At 68.9% G+C, this 18759-nt stretch carries 25 protein-coding genes and 1 tRNA gene; 4 read left to right on the forward strand and 22 right to left on the reverse strand.

Annotation, left to right across the window (positions count from 1 at the left end; genetic code table 11):
- The first annotated feature begins 298 nt into the window (after nucleotides 1–298).
- Nucleotides 299–631, forward strand: a complete 333-nt coding sequence (locus AB0E90_RS19530; RefSeq protein ID WP_360406984.1) for a hypothetical protein — start codon at nucleotides 299–301, stop codon at nucleotides 629–631.
- Here AB0E90_RS19530 and AB0E90_RS19535 read toward each other — a convergent pair.
- The 4 genes from AB0E90_RS19535 to AB0E90_RS19550 are packed head-to-tail and all read right to left on the reverse strand — an operon-like array spanning nucleotide 628 to nucleotide 2924.
- On the reverse strand, nucleotides 628–1431 hold the full coding sequence (locus AB0E90_RS19535) for a sulfurtransferase (protein WP_360406987.1): 804 nt from the start codon (nucleotides 1429–1431) through the stop codon (nucleotides 628–630). The two genes, AB0E90_RS19530 and AB0E90_RS19535, sit on opposite strands and share 4 nt — an antisense overlap.
- Nucleotides 1432–1440: 9 nt before the next feature.
- Nucleotides 1441–2064 (reverse strand): LysE family translocator, encoded by a 624-nt coding sequence (locus AB0E90_RS19540; RefSeq protein WP_360406990.1) that lies wholly within the window; start codon nucleotides 2062–2064, stop codon nucleotides 1441–1443.
- A gap of 26 nt (nucleotides 2065–2090) precedes the next feature.
- Nucleotides 2091–2399 carry a hypothetical protein gene (locus AB0E90_RS19545; protein ID WP_360406993.1) on the reverse strand — a complete coding sequence of 103 codons (309 nt, stop codon included), beginning with the start codon at nucleotides 2397–2399 and terminating at the stop codon, nucleotides 2091–2093.
- 30 nt (nucleotides 2400–2429) lie between these two features.
- On the reverse strand, nucleotides 2430–2924 hold the full coding sequence (locus AB0E90_RS19550; protein WP_360406996.1) for a YajQ family cyclic di-GMP-binding protein: 495 nt from the start codon (nucleotides 2922–2924) through the stop codon (nucleotides 2430–2432).
- Between the two features lie 148 nt (nucleotides 2925–3072).
- Between AB0E90_RS19550 and AB0E90_RS19555 the strand changes: the two genes are divergently transcribed.
- Nucleotides 3073–3156, forward strand: a tRNA-Tyr gene (locus AB0E90_RS19555).
- Nucleotides 3157–3287: 131 nt separating this feature from the next.
- On the opposite strand, the gene AB0E90_RS19560 is transcribed toward AB0E90_RS19555, so the two are convergent.
- The 17 genes from AB0E90_RS19560 to AB0E90_RS19640 form a co-directional block, all read right to left on the reverse strand.
- Nucleotides 3288–4724, reverse strand: a complete 1437-nt coding sequence (locus AB0E90_RS19560; RefSeq protein ID WP_360406999.1) for an integrase — start codon at nucleotides 4722–4724, stop codon at nucleotides 3288–3290.
- Nucleotides 4721–4912: an excisionase gene (locus AB0E90_RS19565; RefSeq protein WP_360407002.1), complete on the reverse strand. Its 192-nt coding sequence runs from the start codon at nucleotides 4910–4912 to the stop codon at nucleotides 4721–4723. Before AB0E90_RS19565 ends, AB0E90_RS19560 begins: the two co-directional genes overlap by 4 nt.
- A 229-nt stretch (nucleotides 4913–5141) precedes the next feature.
- The gene (locus tag AB0E90_RS19570) at nucleotides 5142–6257 is read right to left on the reverse strand and encodes an AAA family ATPase (protein WP_360407005.1); all 1116 of its coding nucleotides are present in this window, start codon (nucleotides 6255–6257) and stop codon (nucleotides 5142–5144) included.
- A complete protein-coding gene (locus AB0E90_RS19575) occupies nucleotides 6257–7387 on the reverse strand; it encodes a bifunctional DNA primase/polymerase (protein ID WP_360407008.1) in 1131 nt (376 codons plus the stop codon). Before AB0E90_RS19575 ends, AB0E90_RS19570 begins: the two co-directional genes overlap by 1 nt.
- Nucleotides 7388–7416: 29 nt before the next feature.
- The gene (locus AB0E90_RS19580) at nucleotides 7417–7788 is read right to left on the reverse strand and encodes an RRQRL motif-containing zinc-binding protein (protein ID WP_360407011.1); all 372 of its coding nucleotides are present in this window, start codon (nucleotides 7786–7788) and stop codon (nucleotides 7417–7419) included.
- Nucleotides 7788–8495, reverse strand: a complete 708-nt coding sequence (locus AB0E90_RS19585) for a DNA methylase (protein WP_360407014.1) — start codon at nucleotides 8493–8495, stop codon at nucleotides 7788–7790. The genes AB0E90_RS19580 and AB0E90_RS19585 overlap by 1 nt, the downstream gene beginning before the upstream one ends.
- Complete coding sequence (locus AB0E90_RS19590) at nucleotides 8492–8932, reverse strand: hypothetical protein (RefSeq protein ID WP_360407017.1); 441 nt, start codon at nucleotides 8930–8932, stop codon at nucleotides 8492–8494. Before AB0E90_RS19590 ends, AB0E90_RS19585 begins: the two co-directional genes overlap by 4 nt.
- Entirely contained in the window at nucleotides 8929–9282 is a 354-nt protein-coding gene (locus tag AB0E90_RS19595; protein ID WP_360407021.1) for a hypothetical protein, read from the reverse strand. The genes AB0E90_RS19590 and AB0E90_RS19595 overlap by 4 nt, the downstream gene beginning before the upstream one ends.
- Nucleotides 9279–9527 carry a hypothetical protein gene (locus AB0E90_RS19600; protein ID WP_360407024.1) on the reverse strand — a complete coding sequence of 83 codons (249 nt, stop codon included), beginning with the start codon at nucleotides 9525–9527 and terminating at the stop codon, nucleotides 9279–9281. Before AB0E90_RS19600 ends, AB0E90_RS19595 begins: the two co-directional genes overlap by 4 nt.
- Before the next feature lie 143 nt (nucleotides 9528–9670).
- The gene (locus AB0E90_RS19605) at nucleotides 9671–11908 is read right to left on the reverse strand and encodes a cell division protein FtsK (protein WP_360407027.1); all 2238 of its coding nucleotides are present in this window, start codon (nucleotides 11906–11908) and stop codon (nucleotides 9671–9673) included.
- 97 nt (nucleotides 11909–12005) lie between these two features.
- Entirely contained in the window at nucleotides 12006–12596 is a 591-nt protein-coding gene (locus AB0E90_RS19610) for a hypothetical protein (RefSeq protein ID WP_360407030.1), read from the reverse strand.
- A 13-nt stretch (nucleotides 12597–12609) separates the two neighbouring features.
- On the reverse strand, nucleotides 12610–12891 hold the full coding sequence (locus AB0E90_RS19615; protein ID WP_360407033.1) for a hypothetical protein: 282 nt from the start codon (nucleotides 12889–12891) through the stop codon (nucleotides 12610–12612).
- 23 nt (nucleotides 12892–12914) lie between these two features.
- Nucleotides 12915–14639 (reverse strand): TraM recognition domain-containing protein, encoded by a 1725-nt coding sequence (locus AB0E90_RS19620; protein WP_360407036.1) that lies wholly within the window; start codon nucleotides 14637–14639, stop codon nucleotides 12915–12917.
- Between the two features lie 14 nt (nucleotides 14640–14653).
- Nucleotides 14654–14869: a hypothetical protein gene (locus AB0E90_RS19625; RefSeq protein ID WP_360407039.1), complete on the reverse strand. Its 216-nt coding sequence runs from the start codon at nucleotides 14867–14869 to the stop codon at nucleotides 14654–14656.
- Nucleotides 14870–14977: 108 nt separating this feature from the next.
- Nucleotides 14978–15166 (reverse strand): hypothetical protein, encoded by a 189-nt coding sequence (locus tag AB0E90_RS19630; RefSeq protein ID WP_360407042.1) that lies wholly within the window; start codon nucleotides 15164–15166, stop codon nucleotides 14978–14980.
- Nucleotides 15167–15178: 12 nt separating this feature from the next.
- Nucleotides 15179–15916, reverse strand: coding sequence for a DUF2637 domain-containing protein (locus AB0E90_RS19635; protein ID WP_360407045.1), 738 nt, complete (start codon nucleotides 15914–15916; stop codon nucleotides 15179–15181).
- Nucleotides 15916–16164 carry a DUF6284 family protein gene (locus AB0E90_RS19640; RefSeq protein ID WP_360407048.1) on the reverse strand — a complete coding sequence of 83 codons (249 nt, stop codon included), beginning with the start codon at nucleotides 16162–16164 and terminating at the stop codon, nucleotides 15916–15918. The genes AB0E90_RS19635 and AB0E90_RS19640 overlap by 1 nt, the downstream gene beginning before the upstream one ends.
- 134 nt (nucleotides 16165–16298) lie before the next feature.
- Here AB0E90_RS19640 and AB0E90_RS19645 point away from each other — a divergent pair, with 134 nt between their 5' ends.
- Nucleotides 16299–17114 (forward strand): GntR family transcriptional regulator, encoded by an 816-nt coding sequence (locus tag AB0E90_RS19645; RefSeq protein ID WP_360407051.1) that lies wholly within the window; start codon nucleotides 16299–16301, stop codon nucleotides 17112–17114.
- Between the two features lie 52 nt (nucleotides 17115–17166).
- Entirely contained in the window at nucleotides 17167–17997 is an 831-nt protein-coding gene (locus tag AB0E90_RS19650; protein WP_360407054.1) for a glycosyltransferase, read from the forward strand.
- A 286-nt stretch (nucleotides 17998–18283) separates the two neighbouring features.
- Here the strand turns inward: AB0E90_RS19650 and AB0E90_RS19655 are convergent, their stop codons facing one another.
- Complete coding sequence (locus AB0E90_RS19655) at nucleotides 18284–18613, reverse strand: hypothetical protein (RefSeq protein ID WP_360407057.1); 330 nt, start codon at nucleotides 18611–18613, stop codon at nucleotides 18284–18286.
- Nucleotides 18614–18759 lie beyond the last annotated feature (146 nt).

Raw genomic sequence — 18759 nt, forward strand, 5'->3', positions numbered from 1 at the left:
ACCAAGCCGAGGAATCGGCCTAGCTTCCTTGTGAACATCTTTGGCTCCTGCGATGCATTAGACGCGCCTTGTGGGGGGTCACATGATGGTGCCACACCAGGTGTGCGATGGGCAGTGTGCACGAGCGACTCGGCGACCCTCATACCTAAATCCTGACCGAACGGCTGAGGTTAGGCGCGGATTTCACCCAGCAAAATTGACGGCTTTCTGCCGGATATAGGACCGTAAGTGAGGGCATTTCGCCTCGGACTCGTCAAGATCACTTGACGTCAAGAAGGCCTGACGCCAGAGTGGGCGCATGACGGCCTCACCGGACGAACTGGAGCGACAGCACACCCTCTCGACCGCTACAACGCGGTACGACGAGCTGAGGATGCGGGACGCGCTGGCCGCCATGGCGGTCGAGAACGAGGGAAACTCGCCTCCGCTCAGCCGGGACGAGGCCCTCGAAATGCTGGCGCTGAGCGAGGTCGTCATCCGCAAAGCCGGCTACGGCAGACAGTCCATGGTGCGCTCGGCGCGCGGGGCCGGTGCCTCGTGGACCCAGGTCGGCACCGCGCTGGGCAGCAGCAAGCAGGCCGCCTGGGAATCGCACTCCCGGTGGCTGGATGAGCAGGGAATCGAGAACTAGTCGCCGGTCGCCGCGGGGCGATCGGTCGAGCTGTACTGCGACCATGAGCCCGGGTAGAGACGGCCCGGCGCGAACCCCGCCCGCTCCAGCGCCAGCAGGTTGTGGCAGGCGGTCACGCCGGAGCCGCAATAGGAGATGACCTCGGCATCGTCGGTGACGCCGGCCTGCCGGAAACGGTCGCGCAGCGCCTCGGGGGCGAGGAAACGACCGTCGGCGCCCACGTTCTCCCGGCACGGCACGCTGCGGGCGCCCGGGATGTGGCCCGGCCTCGGGTCGATCGGCTCGGACTCGCCACGGAACCGCTCCGGCTGGCGCGCGTCGATCACCACAAAGGAGGCCGAGGCCGCGTCGTCGATCCCGGCCAGCCGCTTCGCCGGCCACGGCCGGGCGGTGAAGGTCGCGCGGGGACGGTCCGGCACGGTGGTCTCGAGATCCCCGGAGTACGCCGTGAGGCCGCCGTCCAGAAGCGCGGCGTCGTGCCCGGTGGCCCGGAGCATCCACACCAGCCGGGCGGCCATCACGCCACCCGCGTCGTCGTAGGCGATCACCGTGTCGTCGTCGCCGACGCCCAGCTCGGCCATCCGCGCGGCGAAGGCCGAGGCGTCCGGCAGCGGATGACGCCCCTCCCCCGGCCCGGCGTGCGCGGCGAGATCGCGGTCCATGTCCACGAAGATCGCGCCCGGCAGGTGGCCACGCTCGTAGGCCTCCCGGCCGGAGCGGCCGTCCAGGTAGTACCTGACGTCCGCGAGCACGACGCGCTCGTCCACCCGATCCAGCCCGACCACCGGTTCGATCACCACAGCCCTACGTTATCGGCTGGACAATCCCAGCTTCACGCCGAAGCCGACCAGGACAGCGCCGGTGCCGCGGTCGACGGCTACCCGGACCTTGCGGCGGGCCAGGTGACGGCGGAGCGCGCCGGCGCCCAGGATGATCGCGGTGAACCAGATAATGCCCTCGAGGTCGTGCACCAGTGCCAGCAGGACGCCGACCAGCAGCGGAGACTCGCCGGCCGGGATGAACTGCGGCAGCACGGCCACGTAGAAGGCGCCGACCTTGGGATTGAGCAGGCTGGTCAGGAGGCCGCGTCCGAACGTACCCAGGAAGGTCTTCTGGGTTTTGGGCTCGTCCTGATGTGCGCCGGCCTTCGCGCCGCGGATCATCTTCAGGCCCAGGTAGATCATGTAGGCGGCGCCGGCCACCCGCAGGATCGTGTAACCCACGTGCGAGGCGGTGAGCAGGGCAGAAACTCCGACCGCGGCGGCTGCGCCCCAGGTAAGCGCGCCCGCACCCACCCCGAGCGCGGTGGCGAAGGCCGGACCGCGGCCCATGGTCACGGCGGCGCGCAGCACCAGGGCCGTGTCCAGGCCCGGCGTGATCGTCAGCAGGGCGCCCAGCACGGCGAACGACAGAACGGCGTGTGTCAGGTCCACACGCCGTTTCTATCCGTTACGAGTCGCTACTTGCCACTGCTCAACGGCCGGCGGTGGCCTCGCGGCCGGAAACGGACCACGGCGATCGCGACCAGCACCAGCGCGATGGCCGCGGTGATCACCGTGATGATTCCGCCGCCGAGGGCCGTACCGACCACCACCAGGGCCAGGCCGGCGCCGAACAGAAGGTGATAGAGGCCGGCGTCACGCACGCTGCGGAAAGCCCGGACGGTAGCGTCCGGTGCGCGCCCGGTGACCAGCATTCCGCCGCCGAACACCACCAGCGTCAGGCCGGCGACCGCGCCGACCACCATGGTCCAGGTACTGGTGCTCATCGCCCCAGTCTGCCGCCGCGCGGCGCCGGATCAGCGGTAATTGGTGAACTGCAGGGCGACGCCGAAGTCCTCGGCCTTGAGCAGGGCGATCACGGCCTGCAGATCGTCGCGCTTCTTGCCGGTGACACGCAACTGGTCGCCCTGGATCTGCGCCTGCACGCCCTTCGGGCCCTCGTCCCGGATCTTCTTGCTGATCGCCTTGGCCTTGTCGGTCTCGATCCCCTCGACGACCTTGCAGTCGATCTTGTAGGTCTTGCCGGACTGCCGGGGCTCACCCGCGTCCAGAGACTTCAGCGAGATGTTCCGCTTGACCAGTTTCTCCTTGAAGACGTCGAGCGCGGCGGTGGCCCGCTCCTCGGTCTCCGAGGTGATGGTCATCCCGTCCTCCCCCGACTTGGCGATGACGGTGCCCGTGCCCCGGAAGTCGAACCGGGTGCTGAGCTCCTTTTCCGCCTGGTGGAACGCGTTGTCGACCTCCTGACTGTCGACCTTGCTGACGATGTCGAAGGACGGGCTGGCTGCCATGATCAGACTCCTGCGGGCTGGCGTACGTCGATGTAGTCGGAGGCCGCGAACCGGCCCTCCGACATGCCGACCGTACCCGGTTGCAATCCGGGGCGGCGGTACGGTTATTCTGTTCTCCGCTGCGGCGAGAGATCGCGCAGTGTGGCAAGGCGGGTTGCCCGAGCGGCCAATGGGAGCGGACTGTAAATCCGTCGCGAAAGCTACAGAGGTTCGAATCCTCTACCCGCCACCATAAGCACAAAGAGGCCCCTGACCAGGCATGAAGCCGGTCGGGGGCCTCTTTCGTGAGTCTCATTCAGTCCCACTCGATACCGCTTGATCTCGCTCGCTGTCCCCCATACGTCCCCCGAGTTCCGGGCAAGATCAAGCGGCGAGATCACCCTCTTCAGGGAAGGTCTCGAACCCTTCCTCGATCCGCCGCATCGCCGCTTCCTCCTCACCAAAGATCCAGCTTGCGTAGGTCGACAGCAGGACCTTGATGCTGTGCCCTGCCCAGCGGGCGACCAGGGCCGGGGATATGCCGCGAGAGAGCCAGTACGAGACGCACGCGTGCCGCAGGTCGTAGGGCCTTCGGGCCAGGAGCGAGGCCAACTCAGCGGCCGTGAGCCCCGCGGTTCGCGCCTTCTGCCACCCCGTGCCGATCGCGTTGCGAGTGACTGGCCGGCCGCTGGCGGCGACGTATATCCCACCCGGTCCGCGGCGGGTGACGAACAGTCGGCCGTTCAGGGCGGGTGGCCACAGTTCGATGTGACGGTCCAGCAGCGCGCACAGCGGCGGTGAGGCCGGGACGTCGCGCACCGCGGCATCGGCGCGATGCTTGAGGCCCCGCTCTTCGATCGTGGATCCGGAGTCGGTCCACCCTGCCCCCGCCTCAACTACCGCGCCGGTCAGATGCAGCCAGCCCCACTCGCCTTCCTTCTTTGGCCGCTCGTACTCGGTGTCCAGCAGGTTCAGGCACTCCTCCGGCCGTAGCGCCGCGTAGTACATCGTTCCGTAAAAGGCCTCCAGCTCTGGAGTGGTCTGCCGAACCGCCATCAATAGGCGGTGTCCTTGTTCCTGGTTGACCACGGCTCGCCGGTCGACCTCCGTGCTGAGCTTCGGGGCCTCCCATCGCACCTTGCCGAACGGATGGGTGGGCAGGTGCCCCGTTTCGACGCCGTAGCGCAGAGCGCCGCTCACGATCGCCTTTTTGCGATGGACCGTGCTCGCTGCGGCGATCTTGCCGTCGATGCGTAGCGCAAGAGCGTCCAGGGCCTTGCGGGCAGTGTCTGGCTCCATGAGGGCGGCAAGATCCACGGTGCCGGATTCGAGCCAGCTCACGGCATCCGCGAGGTCAGCCGGCGGCTGACCCGCGGCGCCACGGCGGCCCTTGTTGTACGACCACCCCTTGAGCGCGGCCCGGAGATCGGCGTCCGCCGGTCGGCCTCGGTCGGTCGAGAGAAGCGCCATGGTGGCGGTCGCGAGAGCCTCTGCGATGTCCCGGCGATGCTTGGCCGACGCCCGCGGCCACTTGAGGTCGACGAACGCGACAGAGTGCGAGTACCACGAGCGGGTGTTGAGTTCGCGGGCCATCGGCTCGGGTAGCCCGGTCGCGGTATCAAAGGCAACGCCTTCCCGCTGTGCGGTGATCAGCCGGGAACGGAAGCTCTCGGCAAGGCCCTTGGTCTGGAAGGTGTCGCCGAATCGGGCGCTGGCGACGACCCACCGCACCCGGTAGGAGACGCGAGGCTTGCCGCCTTTCGTGGAAGGGTACTTCCGCTCCTCGATCTTGTAGACCTGCACGTCATAGCTGATCTTCATGCGGTCTGGGGTTCCTTTCGTGCGGACAGCCATGACTCGAATGCGGCGCGCCGGATGCGGATCTGGCGGTTGGGCATCTTGTAGTGCTCGGGTGCCTGCCCGAGGGCCTTCCAGCGGAAGAAGGTCGAGCGGGGTACCGACATCTCGTCGAGGAACTCGTCGAGGGTGAGGAAGTTGCTCGTTGCCATGGGGTTCCGGCCTCCCTTGGCTGGGCGGTGCGTGGCTCTCAGTGCGGCTGTGGCGGCCGATCGCTCGGCGGGTGGCGCGATGCGGAGGGCGCGGGAGGCGGTACCGCAGAGGGGCGGAGAACGGCCCGCTGAGAGCCGCGCTGAGCCAAGATCTCCGCTACCCCGGTGTGTTTGTAAGGGTCTGGCCGGATTGAGGCCAATCTGTTCCTGTTTGAACCGATCCATCACGTCACGGCTCACGAGCGGTGTCACTCGGGGTGTCACTGCTGTTTTCGCAGGTCAGCTCGGCTTGAGTGACAGCAGTGACAGGAGTGACAGCAGTGACACCCGGCACCCTGTACCGGCCACCCGGCTCAGCGGCGAGCTGCCCATCGGCGAGCATCCGGGAGCACGTCTGCCGGACGGTTTCGGGCTTGAGTTCGGTGCCGTCGGCGATGACCTTGGGTGTGCTGCCGGGCGCCTGGCGCAGGAACCGCAGGATCGCCCCGCGGGTGCTGCTGACCTTATGCTCATCGGCCGGGCCGTCGAGCATCTGCCACGTCCCGGCGTTGGGGTCGAACGTGAGTGGGTACTCGGCCTCATCGACGTCGCGGCCGGTCACGTGCAGCACGCCGTCGCCCTGGTTGCGTGCCCGCTTGAGCACGAGGGTCGCGTCCGCGGCGCCCGCGAGGCCGTTGGTCCCGGACACCTCGGTCAGGAAGTCCTCGGATCCGGCCTTGCGGACATGGTGGACCGCGACGATCGCCACGCCGTAGTCATCGGCGACCTTCTTCGCCCTGCTCACGGCGGCGTAGTCGGCGTCGTAGGCGGAGGCGCCGGGGGTGGAGTTGCCGCGCAGCTTGGCGAACACGTCGATGATGACCATGCGGGCGTTGGGGTGCCGGTCGAGCCACGCGGCGATGGCCTCGGCGCCGCCCTGGGGCAGCGGCGGGCACTGGGTGGCCAGGGTGAGCCCGGTCGGTGCGCGGCGCTCGCCGAGGACCTTGCGGAGCCGGTTCTGTAGCCGCCGTGCGGTGTCCTCCAGGGCGAGGTAGAGCACCGGGCCTTGCTCGACGTGGATCGACCCGAGCGCCTTGTGGCCGAGGGCGACGTCCACGCCGAGGGCGAGCGACATCCAGGACTTGCCGACCTTGGGCGGTCCGCACAGCAGGCTGAAGCCCTCGGAGATCACCCCCGGGACGGCCCACTTCGGCGGGGCGAACTCCATGCTCATGATGTCCGCGGCGGTCCACGCGGTCCGCAGCCGGCCGGGCTCGCGCTTGTCGGCGGCCGAGAGGACCGCCGCGGCGTCGTCCGGCCCGGCCACCCGCAGCAGCGGGCGCTCGGCCGGGATCGGGGCGGTCATCACGCCACCTGCCGCGGCCGGCGGGCGCCGGCGGTCAGCCCGGAGTGGATGGTGCGCTCGATCTCGCGCGGGCCGAGCCCGATGCGGGCCGCGGCATCGGCGAGGGCGTCAACGATCGGGTCCTCGCCGATCGCGCCGCCGGCGACCAGTTGTCCGAGGGTCTGCGCGGCCATGAACAGCGCGTGGTTCCGGCCGCCCTCACCGGCCTCGGTCAGCTTCGCCAGGGTGCCGTCGATCGCGGCCCGCAGGTAGGCGCCGCGGCGGTCGGCGGGCAGTTCGACCACGACCGGTGGGCCTTCCGGGCGTAGCGGCGCGGGTCGTAGCCGGTCGGCGAGCCAGTCGGGCAGGGTGGCGGGTTCGTCCTCGCGCTGGACAACGTACGGGTGGCCCGCGACGGTGGAGCCGGCGGCGACGACGTAGCCGCCGTGGGCGCGGGTGTCGATGAGCCAGCCCAACGCGCCTGCGGTGTTGCGCAGCTCGGCCTCGGCCGGGTGGCGGAAGTACAGGTGCAGTCCGCCGCGGCCGGTGGTCACGGCGTAGGTGTCCTGCGGGATCGGGTGGCCGAGGTCGCGGCACAGGTCGGTGAACACGCCCCACCCGTGCAGGTAGCCCTCGCGCCCGGCGGGCGCGGGCTGGCCGGTCTTGCGGGCGTCGAAGTCGAGCACGACCAGCCCGGACGGCCCGCACGCGAGCCCGATTCCGTACGGGCCGGCGGACCAGCAGCGGCGGATGCGGGCCGGGTCGACGGTGGCACGTTCCTCCCACCGTTCGATCGCCGGGCGCTTGTCGTCCGGGCGCAGCGGGAAGACGTGCCAGCCGTGCCCCGCGGCCGTGAGTGCCGCGGTCAGCAATTCGTTGTCTCGCATGGGATTGCGCTCCTTGATGTCTGATGTGGATGGTTGTCCGGAACGGAGGAATTCCTGTTCGGCGCAGGTTTTGTGGCAGGGCCGGCCGCGGCAGTCGCGGAGCTGGGTGCGGTGCCGGCAGACCCGGCACGGCCCGTACGGTGCGTATCGGTGATCGAACTTGTGTTCCGTCCAGTCGAGCCCGGCATGCTCGATCCCGGCCGCGTCGCGGTAGATCAGCGCCGGGAGGTGCCCGCCGCCGAACACGCAGTCCTCCTGCGCCACGAGATTGGTCCCGCGCCGCGACCGGCCGGTCATCGGACCGGGTACCGGTCGTGGCAGATCAGGCACTCACCGAGCGAGCGCGGGATGTAGTAGTCGCGCAGCTCACCACAGGTAGGGCAGACCCGCCGGGCGCGCAGCGCGGCCCGGATCGCCCGCCGCTGCGCCGGGCTCGCGGTGCGCTTGGGCCGGGCCAGGTCGACGCGGTAGAGGTCGGCGAACCGCTCCCCGCCCACACCCATCCACCGCACCTGCGCCGCGATCTCCTGCCCGCCCGGCCTCAGCCCGCGCGCCCGGAGCTGCCGACGAGTGGCCAGGCCCGCGGGCGCCCCGCGCCACCAGTAGGTCGGGATCCCGAACTGCATGCCTTCGGGGTCGTTGAAGACCGCCCGGATCCGGCTCATCAGGCGGCCCTCGCGATCCGGGCCGGCGCCACGGCGGCGGCGAGGAAGGTCCGGCCGAGCCAGGCCGTGTAGGCGGGCGGGATGGCCTCGGTCAGTTCCTCCCGGACGTCGGTCCAGTCGATGCCCATCGCCGTCTGCATCTCGGCCACCGAGGCTTTGCCGCCGCCGTCGCCGTAGGCGGCCACGTACGGGCCGTCGTGGTAGACGCCGTGACGCCACCCGCGGACCCGGCCGCGGTGCTTGACGTGCACCGGCTGCCCGGCGGTCCAGCCGCCCAGCTCGAAGTTGCGGTGCCGGATCACGCCGAGGCCGAACATCTCCCCGCACAAGGTCACGTCCTTGCGCACCGGCGCCGTGCCGTTCGGCTGTTCGATCACGTACGGCAGCCCGGACCGCTCCAGCAGATCGCGCAGGTCGGGGATGAGCTGCACGTGATCGCGGCCCCAGCCCATCGCCCGGTTCGTGCCCTGCGTGAGCGCGCACCCGTCCTGGCACGGGGGCGAGGTGTGGATCAGGGAGAACGCCCGGATCCCGCCGCCGGTGATCAGCCGGGCCAGGTGGGACAGGGCCTCGGCCCGGACGAACCGGAACGGATACCGCGGGCGGTCGACCAGGTCCACGCCGAGCACGTCGAACCCTGCCGCGTGGTAGCCGGCGCCCGCCCCGCCGGCGCAGCAGAACAGGTCCAGCAGCAGCGAGCGGCTCATGCTTCGTCCCCGTCCGTGTCCCGGCGCTGCCTGAGCTGCGCGTCGTAGGCGGCCATGCGGGGGTCGTAGTCGACGTCGGTGCGGTCCATGAAGTCGTCGATCCATGGCTCGTCGCTGCTCCAGCCGTCCCGGAACTGGTCGGGGTGCCAGCCGCGGGCGCGCAGCCCGGCGTCGAGCCGGTCGTAGGCGGCGAGGACGTCCCTCGGGTCGGCCCCGATCTGGTCCCCGCGCCGGCTGATGGCCTCGATCGCGGCCTGCTGGTGCTGCGACGCTTGGAGGTACCGGCCGTAGGCGCTGCGTGCGGTCGGCCGCCAGGCGGTCCGCGGCTCGACCTGATCGGCCGCCTCGGCGCGGCGGGTGGTGCCGTGCGCGTCGCCGGTCGGCGCCTGCGCGGTGTCCCCGCAGACGAGCCGGGCGAGGAAGGCCCGGATCTTCATGCGGCCCTCCCGATCGCGCCGCGGGAGCGGGCACTGTCGACGCCTGTCTGTCCGGTGCGGCTGATGCCGGGACGGATGGCGACGGCGGTCAGCAGTTCGCGGATGAGGCGCAGGGTGAGGGCTAGCTGCCAGCGGGCGCCGGTTTCGGTACGGTGCAACGGGATCCGGACGCGAACCTCGGCGTACTCGACGTCGCCGGCGCGGGTGCGGGTGATCCAGGCCCGGCCGCCGACCTCGCGGGCTTCGACGTCGGGGGCGCGGTGCTCGTTGATGCCGCACCGGTGGTCGCGGGCGCACCAGTCGGTGTGTTCGGTGGCCTCGCGGCGGAACTGGCCCATGGTCCGGTTCATCGGGTGCCCGCCTTGTGCTCGGAGCGCAGGTACTCGTAGATCCGGCGGCCGATACGCACCCGGCGGCCGGTGCCGTTGCAGCGTGGGCACTCGCGGAACGTCTTGGTGAAGATCCGGGAGTAGACGCGTCCGCCGCGGCACCGGGGCCGCTTGCAGACGCCCCACGGATTGAAGGCGCAGTTGAGGATGTAGAACGCTGAGTAACCGAGGGTGGCGAGGCTAGCTAGCAGGGCGAGGGTGGTCACGGAAGTGCCTCCAGGGCCGTTTTCAGGGTGTGAAGGGCCGGCGCTCCTAGTTGCTAGGGCGCTGGCAGGCATTCGGATTCGGTTCTAGGAGGGGTCCTAGGTCTAGGAGGGATGGGGTGCTAGACCTAGGACCGATTCGCGGGTCACTTGTTCTTGCCGCGCCCGCCGTTTCCGTCACGCTCGGTGAGCGCTTTGTGGATGTCGGCGAGGGCGTAGCCCTGCCGGTTGCCGGTCTCGTCGGTGTCCGGGTCGTTGCCCCACACCTGTCCCGGCTTGACGCCGTGGGCCTTGACCGCGGCTCGGAGCTGGTCGGCGGTCAGGTCGCCGTAGACCTCGGGGCGCAACTCGGCCAGCAGCTTGACCAGCACCGTGGTCCACACCTTCGGCTTCTTGTCACCCATGACCGCGGCCAGGTCCTCGAGCACGGTGTCCCGGCGCACCTCGACGGTGTCGAGCACGACCCCGGCGGCATATCCGGTGATCGTGCCGGCCTTTTCTCGCAGGCCACGTGCCCGACGAACCAGGATCTCGGCGGTCGGAGCATCCACATAGAACGTGCGGGCGATGACGGGGTCGTCGCCCTCGCCGGCCAGGTAGCCGATGCCGCGGTCGCGGCGGCTGAACATCGTCGCCCGGATGCCGTTCTTGTACATCGACGTGCCGAGCACCATGTCGTTCTCGATCTGCCCCATGACCTTCAGGCAGAACCGCAACACCGCGTTGGCGGAGATGCCCGACGGCAGCGACTTCGCGTCCGGCCGCTGGGTGGCCAGGATCAGCGTGATCCCGGTCGCCGGGCCACGCTTGATCAGGTCGGTGCAGATCTCCTCGAACTCGTCGCCGTACTTCGGGTGCTCGAACCACACCTGACACTCATCGACACCGATCACGATCGGTTGCAGACCGAGTTTGCGGTTGTTTGCCAGGTCATCGGTGACCTTGTTCTCCGGGCACAGGTCACGCGGTAGCTCCCGGATTACCTTGGTGCGGCGCCGCATCTCGGTGCGCATCTCCCGCATCGCGGTCAGGCCGTAGGCGATGTCCTCATCGTCATCGCCGGCCCGATACCGGTGGGCGACAGGCTCCAGCGGTGACAGGTCACCGGTGCCCTTCAGGTCGAACGGCAGCACCCACGCCCGCGGATCCAATGCGGCGATCAGCAGCGCCAGACGCAGCGCGAACGTCTTGCCGATCCGCGGGATCGAACCGATGATCATCGACGCGAACATAAGCGTGATCGTGACCATCGCCCCGCGCGGATCGGTGCCGAAGGGGTTGGCCTTGAACAGGTTCGCCGTACCGGCCTTCATCAGCGGGAACAGCGCCTGCTTGGCCTTGCTCATGTCCTTGTCGGAGACGAACAGTTCGAGCCGGCCGGGGTGCACCTCGGCGTTGGTCTCGGGCCACACGCACCCGAGCGGCCGGGTCAGCGCACCGGCCAGTTCCTCGCGCTTGTCGACGACAGCCGAGGCGACCACGCCGCGCGGCAGTTCCACCGCACAGTGCCACCCGGCGCCGTTCTCCCGGGCGATCGGCGCCGGGAACCAGCGTTTGCCGTTGTCGCCGCGGCGGATCGCCGCGTCGATGCCCGGGATCCGCAGCGAGCCGAGCGCCGCGAACACCTCCACCGAGGTCAACGGGGCCACATCACGGCGCACGACGGCAGTGTCCAACAGCGGCTTGTCCGCCGGGGTGCCGAGCCAGCCGAGCACGACCGCGGCCAGGGCGATCACGGTGTTGCACAGCCAGTCCGGGCCGAGCAACGCGAGCCACACCCAGAACAAAGTGCTGCCGATCAGGGCGCCGACGGCGACGATGCCGCGCCACCGGACGCGGCGGTCGCGCTGGCGGGCCAGCTTGATGTAGGTTTCGGCGTCCTCGCGGCGCACGGTGGCCTGGCGCACCTGTTCGGCCTCCAGGTCGAACAGCCACCGGCCGAAGATGTTGCCGGCCCGGGCGGAGCCGCGCGGGATCCGCCAGGCGATCCGCAGCCCGTATTTCGGCAGCCGGATCGCGTGGTAGGCGAGGGCGTGCAGGCCGAAACCGGCTGCCCATGCGAGGTTCCCGGCGAACTCGGTCCGGGACTTCAGCGACGACGGGACGATGGGCACGCGCTGCGCGTCGCGGAAGCTTGCGAGGGAGAACCGCGGGCGCCGCTGCACGCCGATGCTGTCGACCAACGTCGGCCGGCCGGTGTCGTCTTCGCTGTCGGGATCCGTGTCGATGTCGACGCCGTCCCGGGTGTCGCCGGTCGTGTCGTGTTCGGTGTCGGGTGCGGTGTCGTCCCGGTTGTCGCGGCGTTGGCGGGCCGCGTTCAGATCGACGACATCAGCCTCGGCGGCCTGCCAGTCGAAGCGGTCCTCAGGGGTGGGGCTTGTCATGATGGGTGTTCCTCCACGGGTTCGTGAGGGCTCGGGATTCGGAGGACCGGGGCGCGGCTGGGTGGTTGGCAGCCGGAAGGCCGCGCCCCGGGCGGAGCTAGAACTCGTCGCTGTCGTTGTCGGTGTGCTGCGTCTGGCGCTGGTCGGTGGACTCGTCGGCGGTTCCGCCGAGCTGCCAGAACGCCTCCTGTTCGATGCCGTCGATCGTCTCGGCGACGTGCGTGAACCGGCCGGTGGCCTCGATCTCGGCGGCCTTGATCTGGGCTGGGTACTCGCCGGCCTCCCACGCCTTCCGGTGGTTCTCGTCGAACACGGAGTCGGACTGCGCCTGGCGTTCGGCCGGGCCGCGGCCGTCGATGAGGATGCCGCCGAGGTTCGCGGCCAACGCCACCTTGTCGGCCTGCGCGAGCCGGTCGGGCTCCATCCGGGCGAGCGGCCCGTGTTCGGCGGCCTCGGCCCGCAGCCCCGCGGCGTAGTCGAGAGCGGCCTGCGCGGCGGTGAGCTTCTGCGCGGCCCATTGCTGCGGGTCGAGCCGGTCGCCGCCGGCCCGGGTCGGCAGGATCTCGGCGGCGTGTTCGGCCTCGTACTTCAGTTGCTCGGCGCCGGTCTCGCAGCGGCGGGCGAGGGCCTCGTACGTGTCGGAGTGCCGGCCGGGGTGGAAGCTGTCGTGTTCGGGTTCGGTGGTCATCTGCTAGTTCTCCTCAGAACTCGTCTTCGTCGGTGCGGCGGCGGGTGGCTTGCTGTTCGGCGGCGAACACGTCGTTTTGCTCGGCGTGGGCGGCGGTGTCAGCGAGCTGCGCGTACAGGCCGAGGTGCTGCGACAGTTCGGTCACCCGGTCCCGGTCGTGCTGCCGTTCGTACACGGCGCCGGGCTCGTCCTGGCGGGCCTTGGAGTTGAGGTACTCGATCTCGGCGAGCCGGTTGAGAACCAACTCGCCCAGAGCGCGGGCGTTGAACGGCGGTGGTGTGGGTTTGCTGCTCATCGCGAGGTTTCTCCTTTTGGTGGTCAGGCGGCGGTACGAGCCGTCCGGACGTCGGCCGCCGGGCGGAGCTTGGGGGTGCGCGTGAAGCGCAGAGAGTGCTTGAGGCGCAGGGAGTCCTTGAGGCGCAGGGAGAACGCCCGGTGGGTCTTGGCGGGTTTCAAGGCGCGGCGCAGGTCGCGGCGCTTCCAAACGATCGGCGTGCGCACGAGGGCGACGCGCATCCCGCGGCGGATCAGCAGGGCTTGGAAGTTGGGCAGGCCGGCCAGTTGCGCCGGGGCGATGACCGGCACCCGGCGGGTGCTGCTGCCGGTGATCCGCCCGTCGGCGCCGCGGGTGTGCGTGGTTTCCTCCCGCTCGCCGGCCAGGTCGGTGAAGGCGCGCAGGTCGCGGGCGTCCTTGCAGCCGCCGTAGACCAGGACCGCCGCGGCGGAGTTGAGGATCATCGACGCGCCGTCGTCGCCCCACCGCTCGCGCAACTGGCCGAGGCCCTGGCAGGCCGCGTGGATCGTGATCGAGCGCTTGCGTAACTCGGCCATCCACCGATCGAGCGGGGTCGGGCAGACCAGCGCGACCTCATCCAGCACGAAGGTCAGCCCCGGGTCGAGCCGGCCACCCGGCCGGGCCGCGGCGGTCCGACGGGCCTGGTAGGCGACCTCGGCGACCAAGGCGGCGACCAGCGGACCGACCGTGCCGTCATCGTCGCCCAGCAGATACAACGCCCCACGCCGGTCGGTCAGTTCCGCCACCGTGAACACGTCGGCGTCCGGGTCCGGGTCGCCGACCTCGGCGGCCGACGGGAGCGTGATCCACGCCAGCGCCGGGGTCATCGCCAACATCACGCCGTCGCGGGTCCGGGCGCTCATGTCGATCGACTGCGCGGCGGCCTGGCGCATCTCGGCCGCCCGAGGGGAGGTCTTGAGCGCGGTCAGGATCGCCTCGCGGGCGGTGTCCGGGTCGGCGACCCAACCGGACACGTCGGCCATCCGGTACCCGCCCAGCGCCGCGGCGTGCAGCCACACCGCGAGCACGCGGCGGCCCTGTGCCGCCCAGCGGGCACCCTCGGCGCCCTGGGAGTCAATCGGGCCGATCAGGTCGGCCGCCCGGCGCGCCGCGGTCGACGGGTCGGCACACTCGGACAGCGGCGACCAGCGCAACGTGGAGACGAGTCCGCCGAGGCCGCCGGGGTTGAACACCTGCACCGGCCCGGCCTTGTGCCGCAGCGGGGCGGTCAGGTCGTACAGGTCGGTGGCCGTGCTGGTCGTGACGACCCCGCCCGGGGCGTCGATCACTCGGTTGGCCAGCTCCGCAGTCTTACCGGTGCCGGGGATCCCGATCCGCAGCGTGGACTCCTCACCCGAGGTCCACACGGTCTGCCGGCCCGCCTTCGCGAGAGGTACGGCGAAGCTGCGCAGCGGCTCACGCCAGGCCCCCCACCACGGCAACAGCGCCAGCGACGGACGGATGACCGCGGCCTTGCGGCGCATCGCCCACGGCGAAGAGGTACGCCAGATGTCCCACCGGGAGGCGGTCCCGGCGTTGCGGCGCCCGTGCCGATCCCAGCGGCCGATCAGCCCGGCCGTCCCGGTCGAGCGGAGCTGCCACCACACCGGCACGGCGCCGATCGCCAGGCCGGCCAAGATCAGGCCCGCGCCGGCGAGACGGTGGCCCGGGTGCCCGGCCAGCAGCCACCCGGACGCGGCGATCACGAGACCGGCGCCGGCGGTCCGCACGAGGGTCTTGGAAGTCATGGTTTCGTGGCCTCTCAGAACTCGTCGATGTCGTCGTACGGCCGCGTGGGCATCGGGCCGCCCGAGGCGAGCACCCCGCATGCGGTGGACAGGTGCTCAGCGATGTACTGCCGGTCGGTGTTCTCGTTGTCGAGCACCCGGTCGGCCCAGTTGTGCAGTTCGGCCAGCTCGGTACGCAGGTTGTGCAGCTCGGCGTACGCCTCGTTGATCTCGATCTCTTCTTCGCTCATCGCGGTCTGTGCTCCTACGTGGATCGAAGGGGATATTGGGCTCGGGACTCGGGAGGACCGGGGCGCGGCCGGGTGGTTGGCAGCCGGAAGGCCGCGCCCCGGGCGGAGCTAGAACTCGTCGCCGTCGTCACGCGAGCGGCGGACCGCGGCGATCGACCGGCGGGCCGGGCCGGCCGCCCGCGCGGCGCGCTGCCGATCGGCGTCCTCACGCATCGCCTCGGCCTGCCGCTCAGCGATCCGGTCGGCGTGTACCGCAGCGGAGAAACTCTGACCAGGACCCGCAAGGTTGTTAGCCATCGGAACGCCCCCTCACGCCGCGACCGGCAGTGCCGTGACGGTGGCCTCGCGGCTCGGCCAGTACCGCTGAACCGTGCGCACCGTGACCTTGAGCCGGGCCGCGACCTGTTCCTGCGTCGCATCCGGGTTCTTCGCCAGATGCCGCGCCACCCGCTCGGCGGTCGTGACCTTCGGCCGCGCCGGGCGCTTCGCCGGCCGGGCCGGAACTTCGGCGGACTCGGCCGTCGGGGAGGGGGAAGCCGGTTCAGGTGAGATCCAGCCCTCACCGGCCGAGACCATGGCGAGCTTGCCAAGCACGCCTTCTAGCGCGTCACGGCCGGATTTCTCGTCGTCAGCACACGCAGGTGCCGCAAGCGCGCTGATTCGCCCGCCGATCTCGACCAGGCAGATCGAGGCGACCACGATCAGACCGTCCACGCTGAGCGGCAATAGGTACGGGCTCGCGCCCGTCTCGCCATACCGGGCCGCGACGCCGGCCATGTGCCAGTACGACACCCACGCCGCGATGCCCGCGATCACCGCTGTAGCACCGAGCCGGGCCACTGACGCCATCCCACGGGAGGCCGGAACACGGGAAATCAGCTCAACGGTCAGCAGCAAGGCGAGCGGCGACCACGCCGAGATTGCCTTGCTGACCGGGTTATCCGCGGCGTGCAGCACGTTGCCAGCTAGAGACGCGGTGATACCGAGGGCGAACACGCCTCGGGTGCCCCAGCCGATGCGCTTGAGACGGTTGATGTCCGGGGTCATCACGCCACCTCGCGCAGGGCGGCGGGACGCGCGGCCAGCTCGGCGGCCACGCGGGTGAGGCGGGCCTCAGCCCGGCGCAGGCGCCGCCAGTCCAGCGGCGACGGGGCGCTGTGGTCGGCGGCGTTGATCAGAGTGATCTCGGCGTCCAATACGGCCAACTCAGCCTCGATCAGCGGCCACTCGGCCTCGATCGAGGACAGATCCTCCGCAGTTGGCTCCTCAGCGGAGATGGGTTCACGCTTCCTCAACTGATCCTCCAAGGTCGAGTTTGTGGGTTTGATGGTTTGACCACAAACTTGCTTGCCTCGGACCGTAAGCCCCATCACCGCAAGAACGCAAGGGGGTTTGACCACAAACCCTCAAACTGAGGTACCGTGGCTGCATGGAACCGCAGCCCACGGGCCTTGTCGCGCCTCTCCAACTTCAGATCGCTGACGACCTGCGCATGAAGATCGAGCGAGGCGACCTCGCGCCCGGCGATCCCTTGCCGACCCTTCAGGACATCTGCGACGACTACGACTGCGCGATCAACACAGCCAGGAACGCCATCCGGCTACTCAAGGAACAGGGCTTGATCACGGGCGGGCGTGGAAAGGCGCCCGTTGTTCGTGTTCCCGCGGCACGCGTCTGCCGTTCGTCTGATAGGCACCAACAAGAAAAGGATCTCGTTCTTCAGCCGGAAGAAATCCGGGCCGCAACGGGTGTCGCTGAGACCGACATGGGCAGCAAGATTGGCGACTTGTCATTCGCGACAGAATATGAACAGATCTTGCCCTCAGCGAGGCTTGCAGCGGACCTCGGGATCACGCAAGAAACCACGGTTCTGCGGCGAACCTATGAAATGCGGGATAGGCGCGACGGGCGGCGGCTCTCTTGGAGCGTTTCCTACATTCCACTCCCGCTCATCGAAATGCAGCCAGCCCTTTTAGATAAGAATAACGAGCCATGGCCCGGGGGTACTCAGCACCAGCTCTATACGGCGGGAATCGAAGTTATGCGCGTGGACGACCAAGTCTCAGCGTCCATGCCGACCACCGCGGAAGCGCACGAATGGCGGCTAGATGTTGGGGTGCCGATGTTACGCGTGCGACGAATCTCCTACGACGGGCGTGGCAAGATCGTAGAGCTTTCTGATGCCGATTTTCCTGCCGACCGCACAGAGCTGAGCTTCACTAGCAACTTGGCGAAGTGGCAATAGATATCACTTCCCCGTTCTCGCTTTCGACTCAACGCAGAGAGATTGACGACACATGGCAACCGTTTCGATCATTACCGCCGCTCACGCGCCGAGCGCAGGATTCATCCGGGAAACGATATCAAGCGTCGAGGCACAGATATTGCCGACCGGGTGGGAAATCGAGTGGCTTGTACAAGAAGACGGAAACAAGCCCACTCTAGCTAGCCTTTTTGACGACGTGGCCCGCGTCCGGTACTCAGCCAACGGGAAACAGTTGGGCGTCGGCCCTACTCGCAATCTGGCACTGGAGCGCGCATCGGGGAGCCTCGTACGCGTCCTAGATGCTGACGACCTCCTCCTTCCCAATGCAGTCGCTTCCCTGATTCCTCATTTTGTGAACCAACCGATCCACTGGGGAATTAGTCAGGCGGATGACCTCATGACGGACGGAAGCCGAGTCGCATGGGATCCTCTGATCCCGGTTGGCCTGGTTAAGGCAGGCGTCATAAATGACTATGCAATCGCGCACGGGGCGAACTGGCCCATTCACGGCGCAGGCTTAATGCTCCGGACCGATACCGTTCGTGCGTTTGGCGGATGGGCCGCTAGTCCAAACGATGAAGACACGATTATGTTCTGCGGACTCGGTGAAGTCTGCGACGGTTACAACGACCCGGAAGTGACATGGCTCTATCGGCAGCATCCCGGCCAGGTCACCAGAACGGCCGAATGGAAGAAGCAGAGCGATGCTGCAAGGCATACGGCCTTGCAGCGGGTTCAAGCAATACGAGCGCTTCGACTGACGCTCAACGCCGCGCAGTTGCCGTCACTGGAAGTTGGCGGCGGCGAGTCGCTCTGGGTTGATCGGCCGATGAAGGAACGAGGGGAAAAGGACTACCTCTAGTCCCGCTAGCGGCACACCTCAGTACGAACATATCCGCCACACCATCGGTATGGACGTACCGCCGAAACTTGCCACCCATTGTCTTCTCGCGTCTCGAACGTCCACGCATGATCCTCGCTGCGATAGCTCCCCGCATGGCCATCCGTATCCCACCACGTTGCGGCAACGTCCGTTGTGACCTCTGCCCGGCCGTCATGGATCGGGCCGACGGTCAACGCGCCGAAATCCAAGCGCGCCGGTTTTGGATGGGTGGCCTGCATCGCGTCCCGATACGAGCGCCACTGAGTCAGGAGTTCGTCCTGCGCTCGATTGTCGAGCACTGGCAAGAGGCCGTCTTCGTTGTGTAGCCCAATGCCATCAGGTAGAGGTTCGCTGCGGCATCCGGCGACTTCTCGCCCCTGCTGGCCTCGATCGTGAGGCGCGCCACCCAAGCGACCGGGACACCGACCACGGTACCGCCGCAGCAGACCAGCAGGACAGGCAACAGGACGAGCGTGACCCATCGGCGGCGGACTGAGCGGCTCAAGCGGCCGGCGCTTACCTGGGCCTCCCACTGGTCATAGGTTGCCCTAATTTCCGTTGCCCAGCGCTTGACGCGATCGACTTGGGTGATCATTTAGGCACGATAGGTCAACACTCACGGATCACGCTGCCCCGTGTCACCGTGTCACTCATGTCACTGTTGTCACTGCATGGGGCTTGAGCTGGGGAAACCGGTGTGACGCGTGCTAACGACAGTGTCACACCCCTCTAGAACGTGTG

Source organism: Actinoplanes sp. NPDC026619, assembly GCF_040638295.1.
Lineage (GTDB): Bacteria > Actinomycetota > Actinomycetes > Mycobacteriales > Micromonosporaceae > Actinoplanes.

Excerpts from the sequence above, each read along its gene's own strand:
- AB0E90_RS19530 (WP_360406984.1), top strand. The coding sequence starts at position 299 with ATGACGGCCTCACCGGACGAACTGGAGCGACAGCACACCCTCTCGACC.
- AB0E90_RS19545 (WP_360406993.1), bottom strand. The coding sequence starts at position 2,399 with ATGAGCACCAGTACCTGGACCATGGTGGTCGGCGCGGTCGCCGGCCTG.
- AB0E90_RS19550 (WP_360406996.1), bottom strand. The coding sequence starts at position 2,924 with ATGGCAGCCAGCCCGTCCTTCGACATCGTCAGCAAGGTCGACAGTCAG.
- AB0E90_RS19560 (WP_360406999.1), bottom strand. The coding sequence starts at position 4,724 with ATGAAGATCAGCTATGACGTGCAGGTCTACAAGATCGAGGAGCGGAAG.
- AB0E90_RS19565 (WP_360407002.1), bottom strand. The coding sequence starts at position 4,912 with ATGGCAACGAGCAACTTCCTCACCCTCGACGAGTTCCTCGACGAGATG.
- AB0E90_RS19570 (WP_360407005.1), bottom strand. The coding sequence starts at position 6,257 with ATGACCGCCCCGATCCCGGCCGAGCGCCCGCTGCTGCGGGTGGCCGGG.
- AB0E90_RS19580 (WP_360407011.1), bottom strand. The coding sequence starts at position 7,788 with ATGAGCCGGATCCGGGCGGTCTTCAACGACCCCGAAGGCATGCAGTTC.
- AB0E90_RS19585 (WP_360407014.1), bottom strand. The coding sequence starts at position 8,495 with ATGAGCCGCTCGCTGCTGCTGGACCTGTTCTGCTGCGCCGGCGGGGCG.
- AB0E90_RS19590 (WP_360407017.1), bottom strand. The coding sequence starts at position 8,932 with ATGAAGATCCGGGCCTTCCTCGCCCGGCTCGTCTGCGGGGACACCGCG.
- AB0E90_RS19595 (WP_360407021.1), bottom strand. The coding sequence starts at position 9,282 with ATGAACCGGACCATGGGCCAGTTCCGCCGCGAGGCCACCGAACACACC.
- AB0E90_RS19605 (WP_360407027.1), bottom strand. The coding sequence starts at position 11,908 with ATGACAAGCCCCACCCCTGAGGACCGCTTCGACTGGCAGGCCGCCGAG.
- AB0E90_RS19610 (WP_360407030.1), bottom strand. The coding sequence starts at position 12,596 with ATGACCACCGAACCCGAACACGACAGCTTCCACCCCGGCCGGCACTCC.
- AB0E90_RS19615 (WP_360407033.1), bottom strand. The coding sequence starts at position 12,891 with ATGAGCAGCAAACCCACACCACCGCCGTTCAACGCCCGCGCTCTGGGC.
- AB0E90_RS19620 (WP_360407036.1), bottom strand. The coding sequence starts at position 14,639 with ATGACTTCCAAGACCCTCGTGCGGACCGCCGGCGCCGGTCTCGTGATC.
- AB0E90_RS19625 (WP_360407039.1), bottom strand. The coding sequence starts at position 14,869 with ATGAGCGAAGAAGAGATCGAGATCAACGAGGCGTACGCCGAGCTGCAC.
- AB0E90_RS19630 (WP_360407042.1), bottom strand. The coding sequence starts at position 15,166 with ATGGCTAACAACCTTGCGGGTCCTGGTCAGAGTTTCTCCGCTGCGGTA.
- AB0E90_RS19635 (WP_360407045.1), bottom strand. The coding sequence starts at position 15,916 with ATGACCCCGGACATCAACCGTCTCAAGCGCATCGGCTGGGGCACCCGA.
- AB0E90_RS19645 (WP_360407051.1), top strand. The coding sequence starts at position 16,299 with ATGGAACCGCAGCCCACGGGCCTTGTCGCGCCTCTCCAACTTCAGATC.
- AB0E90_RS19650 (WP_360407054.1), top strand. The coding sequence starts at position 17,167 with ATGGCAACCGTTTCGATCATTACCGCCGCTCACGCGCCGAGCGCAGGA.
- AB0E90_RS19655 (WP_360407057.1), bottom strand. The coding sequence starts at position 18,613 with ATGATCACCCAAGTCGATCGCGTCAAGCGCTGGGCAACGGAAATTAGG.